Here is a 16,021-nt window from a genome sequence, read left to right as displayed (position 1 = left end):
TGTCTAGGGTATAGGCAAACTAACGGTTTTTTGTAAGTACTGTTCTTTTTGTTTTCGGGTTAATCGTTTAAAGGCAGCTTCGGCTTTCATTGCCAGTGAGCGCGTGTCAAACTGTTCTAGATGAATCATATCCAGTGGACGTCTGGATGCCAGTCGCGTATATTTTGCACCACGTCCTTCGTTGTGTTCTAACAGACGTCGTGCAGGCTCGATCGTATATCCAGCATAAAAGCTATTGTCTTTGCAACGTAAGACATAAAAATAATGAAGATTACTCATTTGCTGGACCATAGAGCATCGCATGCATTTCTTTTGAATACTCACCTTGCTCATTGTGTGTGAAAAGTGGGGGACTGACGATAAACCCTTCTTTTTTTCCACCTTTGATGCCTTCGACTAATAAAATATTCGCATCTTTATGACGTTTAGGATAAACGAATTGCACGCGTTTAGGAATAATATTGTATTTGCTCATCGTTTCAAGAATCGCTAAAAATCGCTCTGGACGGTGAACAAGAGCAAGCCGCCCATTTGTTTTTAACAATTGACTACTGCTTTTTACTACATGATCCAGTGATGTCGTCAATTCATGACGCGCGATGGCCAAGTAGGGATTGGGATTTTTTTTATGATCAGGTGCATCGACAAAATAAGGTGGATTGCACACCACAAGATCGACTGAATCATGTGGCACGACGGTCAAGCTATCTTTTAAATCTAGCGTATGGACAGTCATTTGGTGTTCTAACTGGTTCAAGTCGATGCTTCTTTTTGCCATATCGGCTAGACGTTCTTGTAACTCGATTTGGATGATCTGAGCGTTTGTCCGTTGGCTTAAAAATAATCCAACAGCTCCATTTCCAGCACAAAGATCTACGATTCTTCCGCGCTTTGGAACACGTGGGAAATTGGCTAATAAGACTGCATCTAAAGAAAATGAAAAGACCTCATCACTTTGAATGATTTTTCGATCATTGGCATAGAGTTGGTCGATTCGTTCGTTTGGGTAAAGTGTTACCATGAATTGGCTCCTTTCTAATCTACGCTAGCCATTATAACGTGTTTTTTATAAATAAGAAACGATAAAAGTACTTGTCAACTAGAAGAATTTCTTGCATACTTACTGGTAGAAACGAGAAAGGAAATGCCCATGTTTTTTACATTTATGCGTGGGGTAGTTCGCTTTGTCTTTTTGATCATCAATGGCAATGCCCATTATGAGAATAAGGAAGCCCTACCTCAAAATGAAAATTATATTTTAGTTGCGCCACATCGTACGTGGTGGGATCCGTTGTACTTAGCGATGGCTGGTCGGCCAAAGAAATTTGCGTTCATGGCGAAAATCGAACTATTTAAAAATCCAGTTCTAGCGTTTATCTTACGTCATGCCAATGCATTTCCTGTTGACCGCAAAAAACCAGGGCCTAGTGCGATCAAAACACCCGTTAAAATTTTAAAAAATACGGATCTTAGTTTGATCATGTTTCCAAGTGGGACAAGACATTCTACTGAATTAAAAGGTGGTATGACATTGATCGCCAAAATGGCAAAAGTTCGTGTCGTCCCTTGTGTCTATCAAGGACCATTAACACTAAAAGGGTTATTTTTACGAAAACGTGTGACGGTACGATTTGGTGAGCCAATCGATCTTAGTGATATCAAAAAAGTCGATGAACAAGGATTGATGGAAGTGGAACGCCGAATCCAACAAGCTTTTGATGGCCTAGATCAAGCGATCGATCCGAATTTTGTGTATCAAATTGAAGCAAATGAAGCGAAAAAAGACAAAGCCGAGTGATTTTCACTGGGCTTTTTCTGTTTCTTTTGCCAAGAGATGGTATAATATCAGGAGAATCTTTTTTATAAGGTAGACGAAAGGAGTAGTACGAATGAAGTGGAGTATTCCAGAACGAATCATTGCCAAGGGGAGAAAATACCTCGAAAATGATCGTGTCCTTTCTGTGACCCCTGATCCTGCGCAACAAGTATGGCATGCCCAAGTCCTTGGCAGCGAGTTGTACCAAGTAGATTTAGATGCAACAGCTAAAGAAGAGGATTTTTGTCAGTGTCCTTATTGGGAAGAACACCATTACTGTAAGCATACGGTAGCAGTAGAATTATATTTGCGTCAAGAAGGTAAAACACGTCAATTGCCCAAAGAAGCAACACCCGTGACATTTTCAACTTCAGACATGTTTACCAATGGATTAAGTCGCTTGCATATTGAAGCAGAAAAAAACCATCCTAAATTATCGATCGAAGTCATAATCGAAGGTCTAGAAACAAATCCTTATCATAGTGAACTTGATGTATTAGGTGTGAGTTTAAAAGTTGGACTTGTCGGTGAACGCCAGTATGTGGTTAAAAATGTGTTTAAATTTTTACAAGTCTATATGGAAGAAAAAAGCTATGTGGCGAATAAAAAACATACATTTACATTAACGCATGATGTATTTGATGAAGAGACCAGACGAGTATTGTCCTACTTTAATGACATTACGCAGACCCAACAATTACTAGGACAAATGGGGATCCAAGTCAAAGGAAAACTAGATAAAAAGTATTTCTTATTGCCAGTTGAACAATTGCATACGCTGCTTGAAACGTGTCGTAATGTAGACTGCGTATTTCAAACAAAAGAACAAGTTCTCTTTCATCCGCAATTAGTCGAAGGTGTACGTCCGCTACATTTTTCTGTCGTAAAAGATCAAGATCAATTTGTCTTGCATTTAGATGAGAAGTTTGACCAGTTATTCCAACATTACAATCTAGCCATGATGGGCCAAACATGGTACGTGTTAACACCACGTCAAGTCACCGTTTATTTAGCGATGGATCAATTGCGTAAACGATTAGATGAACCTAAAGTTAGATATACCAAAGAGAATTTGTCTGAGATGTTTCGACAAATCGTGCCATTATTAGAAGAAATCGCAGAAGTAACGATAGCACCAGAAGTCCATGAAGTCGTAGCTGAATTTCCTTTACGTATCACATATCTATTGAAAAAACGTAAACAGTTGATCGATGCGAAAATCCATTTTGCCTATGAAGATACACTTTTTTCGACAGACGAACAAGAAAATCAGGTATCAGATTCGCATCAAGAAGTGTTGCGCGATTTAAAACGTGAGCAGCAAGCGCGCGAACGGATGCACAAACTAGGGTTTGTTGCAACAGAGACTGGGTATGAAAAACCGATTCCGCAAAAAGAAGCTCTATTTCGCTTTTTTACTATGGAAATTCCCTATCTACGCGAAATGGGCGATGTACGAATGGGGAAAAAATTGCGTGAATTGTATCTAGATGCACGTTTTGTCACACCGGAGATTTCCGTGGATGAAGAGTCTTCTTGGTTAGCGGTTAAATTTGATGTCAGTGGAATCGGTGAGCATGAAGTCGATGCGGTTTTACGTAGTCTGTTGCAACAAGATCAATTTTATACGCTAGAAAATGGTCAAATCGTTTCATTTGAAACCGAAGCCTTTGAAGAAACAGCTCAAGTCTTGCAACAACTACGTCAAGGATTTGAGTTAGAAGATGGTGTCGTCAAAGTGCCTAAAAACCAAGGCTTACTTTTAGAAGATACACTGGGGAAAAACGTCCAATATGGATCTTCTTTTAAACAAATGACACAAGATCTATTGCATCCAGAAAAATTTGACGTTACGTTACCAAAAGGATTGAATGCTACTTTACGTGATTATCAAGTCACAGGATTTCGTTGGTTGAAAATGTTGAGCCATTATCAATTTGGTGGGATCTTAGCAGATGAAATGGGACTTGGGAAAACGTTACAGACGATTTGTTATTTGTTGTCTGAAAAGCAAGAACAAGGTCAGGTTCGTACATTGATCGTAGCTCCAGCAAGTTTAACGTATAACTGGTCTCAAGAGATCAAACAATTTGCGCCGGAGCTATCGATTATGGTCGTAAGTGGAACAAAGGAAGAGCGAGAACACCAATTGGCGCAACCAGTAGATATTTATATCACGTCATATGCTAGTATGCGCAGTGATATCGATCATTACCAAGTGGCACAGTTGGACTACTTGATTTTAGATGAAGCACAAATGGTCAAAAATAGTGGGACTAAAACGGCACAAGCACTACGCTCATTACAAGTGGCTCATCGTTTTGCTTTAAGCGGAACGCCAATTGAGAATAATCTTGATGAACTGTGGTCACTATTTCAAATGATCATGCCGGGATTTTTCCCAAATCGGGGAACGTATCGCCAACTGGCCACTTCTGAAATCGCGCAAATGATTCAACCGTTTATTTTACGTCGAGATAAAGCGACTGTATTAAAAGACTTGCCAGAAAAAATCGAGACCAATTATTATAGTGGCTTGACGAATGAGCAAAAAACGATCTATCTTGCTTATTTACGACAAATGCAAGATGAGATCAATCAAATGGATTCAGCGACCTTCAAGAAAAATCGAATCAGCATTTTAGCTGGCTTGACACGTTTGCGTCAAATATGTTGTGATCCACGATTGTTTATTGACGATTACGAAGGTGGTTCTGGTAAATTAGATCAAGTGAAGGATCTATTGTTAGCGGCTAAAGAAAACAATCGTCGTGTATTATTGTTCTCTCAGTTTACGAGTATGTTAACGATTATCGAACAAGCATTAGATGAAATCGGCTTATCGCATTTTTACTTACGCGGTAGTACACCGCCTAAAGACCGTATTGAGATGGTCGATGCATTTAATGAAGGCGATCGCGATGTATTCTTGATTTCGCTAAAAGCAGGGGGGACTGGCTTGAATCTTACTGGAGCAGATACCGTGATTTTATATGATCTATGGTGGAATCCAGCGGTCGAAGAACAAGCCGCAGGTCGTGCACACCGTATGGGACAAGAAAAAGTTGTCGAAGTATGGCGCATGATCGCGGAAGGAACGATCGAAGAGCGCATGAATACTTTACAAAATGAAAAACGCGAACTCTTCCAAAAAGTCATTCAAGGCAATGAAACACAATTGCAGCAAATGACAGAAGAAGATATTCGTTTGATTTTAAGTATTGGAGAAGAATAAAAGAGCCGCAGCTGAATCTAGCTGCGGTTTTCATTATAGGGGGAATTAGGTGTTGAAACGTTTTTTTAGTTATTATCGGCCGTATCGGAAATTATTTTTATTGGATTTTGGATGTGCTGTTTTAGCTGGTTTACTTGAGTTGACATTTCCAGTGTCGGTAAATGTTGTCATCGATCGCATCATGCCGATGAATAATTTTCGTTACATTTTACTTGCTTGTTTAGGTTTATTTTTATTTTACTTGATCAATACAGGCTTACAATATATCGTCGTATATTTCGGGCATAAATTAGGAGTCAATATTGAAACAGATATGCGTAAAGAATTGTTTACACATTTACAAAAACAGTCGTTTACGTATTATGACAATCAAAAAACGGGGAAATTGATCAGTCGTTTAACGACCGATTTGTTTGAAATTTCAGAAGTCGCGCATCATGGTCCAGAAGATATTTTTATTACGATCATGACAATGACCGGTGCGTTTTTCTTAATGTATCAAATGCATGCAGCACTTGCGATCGCAACGATCATTTTAGTGCCCTTCATTATTTTAGCGTTATATTTTTTTAATCAAAAAATGACACAAGTCAACACCGATATCTATGATACGATCGGTGAATTCAATTCAGGAGTCGAAGCGGCAGTAAGTGGTGTACGGGTGACTCAATCTTTTGCTAATGAACCATTTGAAAATACACGTTTTCGTGCATTGAGTGAGCGTTATCGTCAGGCTAAGATCCGTTTTTATCAAGTGATGGCGGTCAGCTCTTCGTATAATTATTTATTTATTCGCTTGATCAATTTATTTGCGTTATTATTTGGTTCTTACTATACGATCAAGGGAGAATTGTTGACAGGACAATTTGTCAGCTTTATTTTACTAGCTAATGTCTTTGTGCGCCCAATCGAAAAAATCAATACGATGATCGAAAGCTATCCAAAAGGAATCGCTGGGTTTAAACGATTTATCGAAGAACTCGATCGTCCGTTGATGGTAACTGATCGTGTGGATGCCAAAGAATTGAGCACAGTTAAAGGCGATATCGTCTACGATCATGTATCATTTTCATATGGAGAATCTCATCAAGTCCTACAAGATCTGTCCTTAACGATCAAAGCAGGAGAGACCGTAGCATTCGTTGGAGAGAGCGGTTCAGGAAAAACGACCTTATGTAATCTACTTCCGCGTTTTTATGAAGCGACAGATGGTGCGATTACAATTGATGGAGAGGATATCCAATCCTTTACATTAGAGTCACTGCGTCGTAAGATCGGAACCGTTCAACAAGATGTCTTTTTATTTCCAGGTACGATACGAGAGAATATTGCCTATGGAAAATTAAGTGCAACAGACGCAGAGATTTCACAAGCTGTACGATTGGCTCATTTAGATCAAGTGATCTCACAAATGGAACAAGGACTAGATACCGTAATTGGAGAACGTGGCGTGAAATTATCAGGAGGGCAAAAACAGCGTGTAGCGATTGCACGAATGTTTTTAAAGAATCCGCCGATCTTGATTTTAGATGAAGCCACTTCCGCTTTAGATACCGAAACAGAACAAGTGATCCAAGAATCCTTAGATACTTTAGCACATGGTCGTACGACATTGATCATTGCACACCGCTTGGCTACAGTTCAGCATGCTGATCGTATTATTGTAGTCAGTCCAAATGGAATCCTTGAACAAGGCAGTCATGAAGAACTCTTGAAACAACAAGGGGCCTATCAAAAACTGTACGATGCACAATTTCGAACGTTGGCCTAGACAACTTAGTTGACAGATAATCTAAAAACAAATAACATATATACAATATTCAAATGAGAATAAAATCCTCTCGTGATAAAATGTACGAACTTTTGTTGAAAGTGAGATTCAATAACAAAGGGAACGCTTTCTAAATGCGATTAAGTACACAAGTTATTTTTTTTTAAAATGAGAAAATTAAAAAATAATTTAAGTTCTTAAAAAACTCTTAATCTATTCATAAACCCGGTACGATAACGTTTGTACCTGTTTTTAATGTTCGTCATTTCAGAGGCCATCGAAAAAAGAGGTAGTATTATTCTGATTAATCTTGTATAATGAAACAACAAAGTGAAATGGCGAACTACTTCGTCATTTTTCAAAATAAAGGAGTGATTACGTTGTTGACACTTTATACTTCCCCAAGTTGTACGTCATGCAGAAAAGCCCGGGCTTGGTTGCAAGAGCACGAAATTCCTTTTGTTGAACGGAATATTTTTTCTGAACCGTTAACAAGTCATGAATTGCAAACGATTTTGCAAATGACAGAAGATGGTACAGAAGAGATTATCTCCACTCGTTCTAAGGTCTTTCAAAAATTGAACATGGATCTTGATGAGCTTCCATTGAATGAGCTTCTAAAATTAGTCCAAGAAAATCCTGGATTGCTTAGAAGACCAATCATGGTCGATGAGAAACGTTTACAAGTAGGATTCAATGAAGATGAAATTCGTCGTTTCTTGCCGCGTGATGTACGCCAATTAGAATTGCGTCAAGCGCAATTGATGGCAGGTTTGTAAAAGTTAAGTAAAAGGCAAGTGACTCGTCACTTGCCTTTTTCGTACCTTGTTTCAAAAACCGAAATACTGTAATGCTTAAATGGAAAAGAGAACCGATTTGTCAACTAAATACAAGAGGAATTACTTTACATTTAGCATGGATTCGGTAGAATAAAGTTAAAGATACTCGGCATTAAGAGTAGAAATAGGTAAAGTGAGGTGTGGCTAACATGGAAATGGAGCATATTAACGAAAATACCATACGTGTATTGATTAAAAGCGAAGATTTAGCTGCTAGAGGATTCACTTTTTTAGATTTGTTAGGCAATCAAAAAGAAATTGAAAGTTTTTTCTATAGTATTTTAGAAGAAGTAGATATTGATGATGAGTTTAAAGGAAGCGAAGCCGTAACGTTTCAAGTCTTACCAAAAGGTGATGGCTTAGAATTGTTTATTAGTAAAAGTCTCCCGCAAGATGCGATGGATGGATTTGAAGATTTCCAAAAAGAAGAAGCGGAAGCAGAATGGTGGGAGAGCGATGACAATATCGACACAACCAAAGCTTTTGAAGAACTTTCGGATGATGAGATCAAAAAAATCTTTAGTGAAAAACTAGATAGTGAAGAAGGCAAGGTGGATAAAAGTAAATTGCCTAAAGAACATAAACCCGTAGTCATTGAATTTGCCAATTTTGAACTGGCGATTTGGTTGGCAAACGAAGTGACGATCGATGATATCTCTTCAACACTATATTTGATGGACCACGTGTATTATTTGGTAGTGAAATTTGAAGATGAAGATCTATCTGAAAAAGCAATTCGCAATTACACAGCACATTTAGGTGAATTCGGTCGTAAAGTATCGATCACGGATGATGTCTTAGCAGAACACGGCGAGTTGATTATTGAAAACGATGCACTCGAAACATTGCGTACTTACTTTGCACCGGATACGAAAAAATAATCAAAAAAGACCAAATCTTAATTGATTTGGTTTTTTTTGCGTATGTAAGTGTAAAAGGAGATTGCTTATGCTAGTTGCACAACTTGGATCTGAATTGATTGTCGCACACCACGACTTAAATCGTAAAAAAGCGTATTGTTGTCCCGTCTGTCAAACCAAAGTCATTTTGAAACTTGGCACAAAAATTATTCCTCATTTTGCACATCAAAGTACGGCAACTTGTATTTCCAGTGAAGCAGAAACACCTGAACATCTAGCCGGAAAGGTGTTATTGCAACTGTTTTTCCCGCAATTTCAATTAGAAGTTTATTTACCTGAATTAAAACAACGTGCCGATTTGTTGTGGGAAATTCGTGCACTTGAATTTCAATGTAGTCCATTGTCATTTCCTCGTTTTTTAGAACGAACCTATGGCTATTTAGCCAGTGGGTATCAGCCGGTTTGGATATTCGGTAAAGCGTTACAGCCAGAACATAAACTCACACAATTACAAAAAGCTTGTTTGCAATTTGAAGCTAAAAAAGGGTTTTATTTGTATGGTCTAGATGTAACCCATCAACATTTTTTACTCTTTCGCTACGTACACTGGTCGTACGAAACAGGATTGTCTTATCAAAAAATTGCTACTAATTTGACACGACAACAACAAAAAAGTGTCAAATCCACTCGACGATCTTCACGATTTTCTTATAGCGAGTGGCTACAACAACAATTGGCGACAAAGCGTAAAGATATCGTACAGTTACAAGGAAAATGTTATCAACACAATCAACATTTATGTTATTTAGCAGAGTGGATCTATCAAGAAAGCACATTTGGACTGTTGTTTGAACATGCTGTGTTGTATTATCGGATATTGTTTTTAAAAGCAGCTTCCTATGTTGAATGGCGCGCGCTGATGACGAATGAAGTCATATCGTGGACCTATCCATTTTTAGATCGAGAAGTCGTCTTGCACGCATTTTTTTTAGAGTGTATTCGATTGTCAAAAAGGACTTTTTCATGACGAACCTTTTTTCTTGTGCTAAAATGAGAGTATTCTGTTAGTAAATGAGATGATTATCATTTTATGCAGAAAGCAAGTGAAAAAAAGGAGTGTACAGTATGTCAGAAACAACGCAATTGCCAACAAGAGAACAGGTACCAGAACATGCCACTTGGGATTTGACATCGATTTTTGCCGATGATCAAGCTTTTGAAGAAGCTTATGCAGTCGTTTTAGAAGAAGTAAAAGCGGCCGATTCATATAAAGGAACATTAGCAAATGGCGCCACGGCTTTTTTAGATGCGTTAACGTATGTCCTTGATATTTCTAGAAAATTAGAGACATTATATGTCTACAGCCATTTAAAAAATGACCAAGACACTACCAATACGACGTATCAAGCACTTTATGCACGAGCAAGCAGTCTAGCTTCGCAAGTTTCGGCAAGTTTGTCTTGGTTTGAACCAGAAGTGTTGTCTTTAGCAGACGATGTTATTGCGCGTTATGTTAAAGAAGAGCCTAAATTAGAGCACTATCGTCATTATATCGAAACGCTTGTTGCTGCCCGTGCGCACGTATTGCCAGCAGAACAAGAAGCACTTTTAGCTAGTGCAGGGGAGATTTTTGGTTCTCCAGGTACGATTTTTTCTGTATTAAATAATGCAGATCTACAGTTTCCAACCATCAAAGATGAACATGGCAATGAGATACAATTATCACATGGTGTGTACGGACAATTGATGGAAAATACGAACCGTCAAGTACGTGAAGATGCATTTAAAGGTTTATATGAAGTTTACGGACAATTCAAGCACACTTTTGCCTCGACATTGAGTACAAATGTGAAAGCACACAATTTTAAAGCAAATGCGCGTCATTACGAAAGTGCACGACAAGCAGCGTTAAGCAATAACCATGTGCCAGAAGCAGTGTATGATACTTTAGTCGACGTCGTGAATCAAAATTTACCATTATTGCATCGCTATATGAAACTACGTAAACGCTTGTTGGCTGTTGACGAGTTACACATGTATGACGTATATACACCGTTATTAGGTGAAGCACCAATTACGTATACGTATGAGCAAGCAGTAGAAAAGGCAATCGAAGCATTAGCACCAATGGGTGATGAATATTTAGCGGTAGTTAAAGAAGCGTTCCATTCTCGTTGGATCGATGTGGTCGAAAATAAAGGCAAACGTAGCGGTGCGTATTCATCTGGTGCATACGATACCAAACCGTATATTTTAATGAACTGGCACGATACATTGGACCAATTGTTTACCTTAGTTCATGAAATGGGACATAGTGTACACAGCTACTTTACACGTACGAATCAAGAGTATGTGTATGGGGATTATCCGATTTTCTTAGCTGAGATCGCTTCAACAACTAATGAGAACTTACTGACGGAGTATCTATTGAAAACAGAAACAGACCCTAAGGTACGTGCGTATGTCTTAAATCATTATTTGGATGGGTTTAAAGGAACCGTTTTCCGTCAAACACAATTTGCTGAATTCGAGCATTTCATGCATGAAGAAGATGCAAAAGGTACACCGTTGACTGCAGACTTTTTAAGTGAAAGTTATGGCGCGTTAAACCATAAATATTATGGAGAAGCATTGGCAAAAGATCCGGAGATCCGTTTAGAATGGTCACGTATCCCACATTTTTACTATAATTATTACGTGTTCCAATACGCAACAGGATTTTCTGCTGCAGCGACTTTAGCTGAAAAGATTTTACACGAGGGGCCAAAAGCTCTAGAAAATTATTTGACCTATCTTAAAGCAGGCTCAAGTGATTACCCTGTTGACGTGATGAAAAAAGCTGGAGTAGATATGACGAAAGCTGCGTATATCGAAAATGCCTTTACGGTATTTGAAAAACGCTTAGATGAGCTTGAAGCATTGATTGAAACTTTGTAAGACGAAAAAACCAATAGCGTGGGCTATTGGTTTTTTTTACGTTCCGCAAATGCCCTTTGGATCTTATTTTGAGCAGGTTGATACACGATGTTATATTTTTTTAAAAAGGCATAAAAATGTTCATCATCTGCGTGTTTGGCATCGACTTCTAATTCTAATTCGTAATCATGTCCACTAGTACCGTATCGACTTTCGTCTAATGCCAATAAGCCTTCTTCAAGTGTGATCTCACACCGAGTCGTCGCCAAATCAGCAAAACAATGTACAGCGTTAGCCTCGATGGCTAGTTTTTTTAAATACGTCGCGACTTCTCCGTTTGGTTTGATCGTATCGTGTTCAAGATAATCGGTCAGTTCTTCAAGTGTTAAGCGATCGGTAGTTTCGAGTAAGCCCGTAGTTTGTGGAGATTTTAACGTTAATTCTCCATAAGTGTCAAAAACACGAATGCGTAGTCCACAACCAAGCTGTTTTAATTGGAAATCTGGTGTATCGAAATAATAATTGGTCTGTTTGTAACACGTACTTGTTGGAAAATCTTGACGTAAGCGAGTATACGTTTCTTCTTCTAATAAAGTTTTAAATTCGATTTCTAGTTCTTGGCTCATTATAGACACTCCTTTAGCCTTATTTTTACTGTATTCTACATCATTCGTCAACTAGTAAAAAAACAAAAAAATCAACTCTCAAGGCTAAAGGTTTATACGAAACTGTGATAAGATAAGCTTGTATGTTATTTTAGAAATAGCTGAATGTCTTGAAAAGCATCTCGTTTAGAAGCGTCTAGCTATTATTTAGAAATGAGGGATACTGATGCAACCGGATTGGGAAGAATTCTTAGCACCGTATGAACAGACGGTTTCTGAATTAAAAGTAAAATTACGTGGGATCAGAAAGCAATTTCGGGAACAAAATCGCCATGTACCGATTGAATTTGTGACTGGACGTGTCAAACCAGTAGATAGTATCTTAGGAAAAAGTCGTTTACGTAATATTCCACTCGATCGTTTGGAAACAGAGATGTCCGATATTGCTGGTCTACGGATTATGTGCCAATTTGTTGAAGATATTCATCAAGTCGTACAATTGATTCGTAATCGTAAAGATATGAATGTCGTGATCGAACGGGATTACATTACCAATCAAAAAGCGAGTGGTTATCGTTCATATCATTTAGTGATCGAGTATCCTGTGCAATTGGTGAGTGGTGAAAAAATGATTTACGCTGAAATCCAAATTCGAACGTTAGCCATGAACTTTTGGGCCACGATCGAACACTCATTAAACTATAAATATCAAGGGGTTTTTCCTGAAGAAATCGGCGAACGGTTGCGTCGCGCAGCTGAGGCCGCTTATCAATTGGATGAAGAAATGTCAAATATTCGAGAAGAAATCCAAGAAGCACAACATTTATTTGCTAGAGGAAAAGGATCTGAAGAGCGCCATGCGCGTCTATTGGGTCAAGGAAAGGAAGAACACGATGGAGAAAGTGAAAATCGCGATCATCCACAATAAAACACCGTTATCGCTAAAAGTCATGAGTGAGTTGAGTCAAAAGTTGATTGCATCCGGTCATGAAATCAATCAAACGGAACCTGAATTAGTCATTTCAGTAGGAGGAGACGGTACACTCCTTTCCGCATTTCATTTATTTAATCATAAATTAGATCAAGTGCGTTTTCTAGGGGTCCATACAGGACATTTAGGATTTTATACCGATTGGCGCGATTATGAATTAGATGAATTGGTCGCTTCTTTGAATACCAAACAAGAAGCGAGTGTCCGCTATCCTTTGCTTGATGTGCGCATCACGTATCGTAATGGCAAAGAGCCGAAACACTTTTTATCATTAAATGAGTCGACCATCAAGCGCAATGATTCGACGATGGTGGCGGATATTTATATCAAAGATGAATTCTTTGAACGTTTTCGTGGAGATGGTTTATCGATTGCGACACCAACTGGCTCTACAGCGTATAACAAAAGTATCGGGGGAGCGGTATTGCATCCAAGGATCAATGCGATCCAATTGACAGAGATCGCCTCATTGAACAATCGCGTATTTCGAACACTGGGTTCGCCAATGGTGATTGGCAGTCACGAATGGATCGAAGTTCGCTTGCAAGAAAGTGACGAATGTGTGATCACGATCGATCAGTTTCGTTTACAACAAGATGAAATCGATTCGATCTATTATAAAATTGCCGATGAAAATATTCAATTTGCATCGTATCGTCATACACATTTTTGGCGTCGTGTTCGCGATGCGTTTATTGGGGAGTCATAAGCATGCGGTTTAGTTATCCATTTGAAAAATCAGAACCACAACAAATTAAATATTTCTTAAAAGAACAAGGGATCTCTAAAGGTCTACTGGCAAAAGTAAAGTTTCAAGGGGGACAGATTTTAGTTAACGACCATGTTCAAAATGTCTTGTATTTTTTACAAGAACACGATATAGTGACGGTTGTTATACCTGACGAAAAAGAACACGAAACATTGCTTGCCGATGACGCACCACTAGATATTGTATTTGAAGATAAACATCTCTTGATTGTCAATAAACCTAGTAATATTTCATCGATCCCAGCACAATACCATCCAAATCAAACGATGGCTAATCGTGTGAAAGGGTACTACAAGCGCCAAGGGTATGCCAATCAAGTCGTTCATGTTGTCACGCGACTCGATCGTGATACAACAGGATTGATGTTGTTTGCTAAACATGGGTTTGCCCATGCAAAATTAGATGTACAACTACGAGAAAAAAGGTTACATAAACATTATCAAGCGCTAGTTTGTGGGGAATTAGCACGCTTAAATGCCCATGAAGAAATCAACGCACCAATTGGACGCGATATGCGCTCGATTTTAAAACGCGAAGTACGTGAGGACGGGCAACCTGCGCGAACAGAATATTGGGTACAAAAAAAGACGTCTACCTGTGCTTTAGTCGATATCAAATTGCACACTGGACGCACCCACCAGATTCGGGTACATTTCGAATCGATTGGCTGTCCTTTGGTGGGGGATGACATGTATGGGGGACGTATGGATTTAAGTGTGCAACGTCAAGCGTTGCATTGTTACCATTTAGAATTTACACACCCTTTCACACACGAGCCGTTGTCTTTTTATCAGACACTTCCTGAGGATATGGCGACATTGATCCAGGCGACTTTTTAAGCGAGGTGAGAGAGATTGGATGAAACACAAGAATTAGAAGAACGTTTTGCACAATTACGAGAGGACTTAGCACGAAATCGTCTGCAGGAGTTCCGTGAACAGTTTTTAGAATTGCATATTTATGAGCAAGGACAGTTTTACCGATCTCTTGATGAGGCTCAGCGTAATTTAGTCTATGCCTATTTATCGCCAAAAGAATTGGCAGATATGTTTGACGTATTAGAAGAAGATAAAGATGAAATCAAAGAATTTTTGGCCGAAATGCGACCAAGTTATGCAGCAGAAATGTTGGCAGAGATGTATACCGATAATGCGGTCGATTTACTTAATACTCTTCCAAAACCGCAAGTCGCACAGTATTTAACCTTGATGGAAACCGAAGCCGCAACAGAGATTAAAGACTTGCTTCATTATGAAGACGATACAGCTGGTTCGATCATGACAACAGAATATGTTTCGATCGTAGCCAATCAGACGGTTCGTTCGGCGATGTATGTCTTAAAATCAGAAGCTGCTGTAGCGGAGACGATTTATTATATTTATGTCATCGATCAAGAAGAGCGCTTAGTGGGGGTTATCTCTTTGCGGGATTTGATTATCAATGACGATGATCAAATGATTCAAGAGATTATGAGCGAACGGGTCATGTCGGTCCATGTGGGCGATGACCAAGAAGATGTCGCCCAAACATTCCGTGATTATGACTTTCTAGCGCTACCTGTTACCGATTATGATGATCACCTTTTAGGGATCGTCACGGTTGATGATATTATCGATGTCATCGATGATGAAGCGGCGAGCGACTACTCTGGTTTAGCCGGGGTAAACGTAGAAGAGATCAGTGAAAATCCAATCAAATCGGCAAATCGTCGGTTACCATGGTTGATCACGTTACTTTTCTTAGGAATGGCTACAGCAACTTTAATCAGTCATTATGAGCAATTGGTTAGTAAAGCGAGTATTTTAGCCGTCTTTATTTCGTTGATCACTGGAACGGCTGGGAACGCTGGAACGCAATCACTAGCCGTCGCGGTTCGTCGTTTGGCGATGAGTGACAATAAAGAAGCAGGAATCTGGAAAACGATTGTAGGTGAAGTCATCACCGGGTTATTTACGGGATTGATTACAGGGGTGACGATCTTTTTGATCGTAGCGATCTGGAAAGGCAACCCAATTTTAGGATTTGTGATTGGAATGGCGATGATGTGTGCGATTACTGTAGCTAACCTAGCGGGAAGTTTGATCCCGATGTTGATGGATAAATTAGGATTTGATCCAGCGGTGGCGAGTGGACCATTTATCACAACGCTTAGTGATCTAACGAGTGTCTTGATCTATTTCAATATTGCCAGTATTTTTATGAGTTATTTTCTGAATTAA

Annotated in this window: 14 protein-coding genes; 11 read left to right on the top strand and 3 right to left on the bottom strand. The window is 39.0% G+C overall.

The annotated features are described in order from the left end of the window. Positions 1 to 3: 3 nt before the first annotated feature. Together I573_RS00965 and I573_RS00960 are read right to left on the bottom strand one after the other, a co-directional pair. On the bottom strand, positions 4 to 279 hold the full coding sequence (locus I573_RS00965; protein ID WP_211213386.1) for a GIY-YIG nuclease family protein: 276 nt from the start codon (positions 277 to 279) through the stop codon (positions 4 to 6). Then, positions 272 to 1,021: a tRNA1(Val) (adenine(37)-N6)-methyltransferase gene (locus I573_RS00960; RefSeq protein ID WP_016184687.1), complete on the bottom strand. Its 750-nt coding sequence runs from the start codon at positions 1,019 to 1,021 to the stop codon at positions 272 to 274. Before I573_RS00960 ends, I573_RS00965 begins: the two co-directional genes overlap by 8 nt. 129 nt (positions 1,022 to 1,150) lie before the next feature. Between I573_RS00960 and I573_RS00955 the strand changes: the two genes are divergently transcribed. From I573_RS00955 to pepF, 7 genes are all read left to right on the top strand, one after another. Continuing rightward, the gene (locus I573_RS00955) at positions 1,151 to 1,798 is read left to right on the top strand and encodes a lysophospholipid acyltransferase family protein (RefSeq protein WP_016184686.1); all 648 of its coding nucleotides are present in this window, start codon (positions 1,151 to 1,153) and stop codon (positions 1,796 to 1,798) included. Positions 1,799 to 1,889: 91 nt separating this feature from the next. After that, complete coding sequence (locus I573_RS00950; protein WP_016184685.1) at positions 1,890 to 5,051, top strand: DEAD/DEAH box helicase; 3,162 nt, start codon at positions 1,890 to 1,892, stop codon at positions 5,049 to 5,051. Between the two features lie 49 nt (positions 5,052 to 5,100). Continuing rightward, a complete protein-coding gene (locus I573_RS00945; RefSeq protein WP_016184684.1) occupies positions 5,101 to 6,822 on the top strand; it encodes an ABC transporter ATP-binding protein in 1,722 nt (573 codons plus the stop codon). A gap of 380 nt (positions 6,823 to 7,202) precedes the next feature. Beyond that, positions 7,203 to 7,601: a transcriptional regulator SpxA gene (spxA, locus tag I573_RS00940; protein ID WP_035020428.1), complete on the top strand. Its 399-nt coding sequence runs from the start codon at positions 7,203 to 7,205 to the stop codon at positions 7,599 to 7,601. 209 nt (positions 7,602 to 7,810) lie between these two features. Further along, the gene (locus I573_RS00935; RefSeq protein WP_016184682.1) at positions 7,811 to 8,542 is read left to right on the top strand and encodes an adaptor protein MecA; all 732 of its coding nucleotides are present in this window, start codon (positions 7,811 to 7,813) and stop codon (positions 8,540 to 8,542) included. Between the two features lie 67 nt (positions 8,543 to 8,609). Then, a complete protein-coding gene (locus tag I573_RS00930; RefSeq protein WP_016184681.1) occupies positions 8,610 to 9,548 on the top strand; it encodes a competence protein CoiA in 939 nt (312 codons plus the stop codon). Between the two features lie 98 nt (positions 9,549 to 9,646). Beyond that, entirely contained in the window at positions 9,647 to 11,458 is a 1,812-nt protein-coding gene (gene pepF, locus I573_RS00925; protein WP_016184680.1) for an oligoendopeptidase F, read from the top strand. Positions 11,459 to 11,481: 23 nt separating this feature from the next. Here pepF and I573_RS00920 read toward each other — a convergent pair whose 3' ends face one another. Beyond that, positions 11,482 to 12,063 (bottom strand): CYTH domain-containing protein, encoded by a 582-nt coding sequence (locus I573_RS00920; protein ID WP_016184679.1) that lies wholly within the window; start codon positions 12,061 to 12,063, stop codon positions 11,482 to 11,484. A 205-nt stretch (positions 12,064 to 12,268) separates the two neighbouring features. Here I573_RS00920 and yjbM point away from each other — a divergent pair, with 205 nt between their 5' ends. Genes yjbM through mgtE form a run of 4 tightly spaced genes read left to right on the top strand, consistent with a single transcriptional unit; the run spans position 12,269 to position 16,021 of the window. Further along, positions 12,269 to 12,970 (top strand): GTP diphosphokinase, encoded by a 702-nt coding sequence (gene yjbM, locus I573_RS00915; protein ID WP_016184678.1) that lies wholly within the window; start codon positions 12,269 to 12,271, stop codon positions 12,968 to 12,970. Then, positions 12,936 to 13,742: an NAD kinase gene (locus I573_RS00910; protein WP_016184677.1), complete on the top strand. Its 807-nt coding sequence runs from the start codon at positions 12,936 to 12,938 to the stop codon at positions 13,740 to 13,742. Before yjbM ends, I573_RS00910 begins: the two co-directional genes overlap by 35 nt. Before the next feature lie 2 nt (positions 13,743 to 13,744). Further along, positions 13,745 to 14,641 carry an RluA family pseudouridine synthase gene (locus I573_RS00905; protein WP_016184676.1) on the top strand — a complete coding sequence of 299 codons (897 nt, stop codon included), beginning with the start codon at positions 13,745 to 13,747 and terminating at the stop codon, positions 14,639 to 14,641. 15 nt (positions 14,642 to 14,656) lie between these two features. Continuing rightward, complete coding sequence (gene mgtE, locus I573_RS00900) at positions 14,657 to 16,021, top strand: magnesium transporter (RefSeq protein ID WP_016184675.1); 1,365 nt, start codon at positions 14,657 to 14,659, stop codon at positions 16,019 to 16,021.

It is taken from the genome of Enterococcus sulfureus ATCC 49903 (genome assembly GCF_000407605.1).
Taxonomy (GTDB): domain Bacteria; phylum Bacillota; class Bacilli; order Lactobacillales; family Enterococcaceae; genus Enterococcus_G; species Enterococcus_G sulfureus.
This window is presented reverse-complemented; position numbering and strand designations above follow the sequence as displayed.

What these genes read in the sequence shown, in the direction of transcription:
- I573_RS00965 (WP_211213386.1), bottom strand. Translation starts at nt 279, where the DNA reads ATGAGTAATCTTCATTATTTTTATGTCTTACGTTGCAAAGACAATAGC.
- I573_RS00960 (WP_016184687.1), bottom strand. Translation starts at nt 1,021, where the DNA reads ATGGTAACACTTTACCCAAACGAACGAATCGACCAACTCTATGCCAAT.
- I573_RS00955 (WP_016184686.1), top strand. Translation starts at nt 1,151, where the DNA reads ATGTTTTTTACATTTATGCGTGGGGTAGTTCGCTTTGTCTTTTTGATC.
- I573_RS00950 (WP_016184685.1), top strand. Translation starts at nt 1,890, where the DNA reads ATGAAGTGGAGTATTCCAGAACGAATCATTGCCAAGGGGAGAAAATAC.
- I573_RS00935 (WP_016184682.1), top strand. Translation starts at nt 7,811, where the DNA reads ATGGAAATGGAGCATATTAACGAAAATACCATACGTGTATTGATTAAA.
- I573_RS00930 (WP_016184681.1), top strand. Translation starts at nt 8,610, where the DNA reads ATGCTAGTTGCACAACTTGGATCTGAATTGATTGTCGCACACCACGAC.
- pepF (WP_016184680.1), top strand. Translation starts at nt 9,647, where the DNA reads ATGTCAGAAACAACGCAATTGCCAACAAGAGAACAGGTACCAGAACAT.
- I573_RS00920 (WP_016184679.1), bottom strand. Translation starts at nt 12,063, where the DNA reads ATGAGCCAAGAACTAGAAATCGAATTTAAAACTTTATTAGAAGAAGAA.
- yjbM (WP_016184678.1), top strand. Translation starts at nt 12,269, where the DNA reads ATGCAACCGGATTGGGAAGAATTCTTAGCACCGTATGAACAGACGGTT.
- I573_RS00910 (WP_016184677.1), top strand. Translation starts at nt 12,936, where the DNA reads ATGGAGAAAGTGAAAATCGCGATCATCCACAATAAAACACCGTTATCG.
- I573_RS00905 (WP_016184676.1), top strand. Translation starts at nt 13,745, where the DNA reads ATGCGGTTTAGTTATCCATTTGAAAAATCAGAACCACAACAAATTAAA.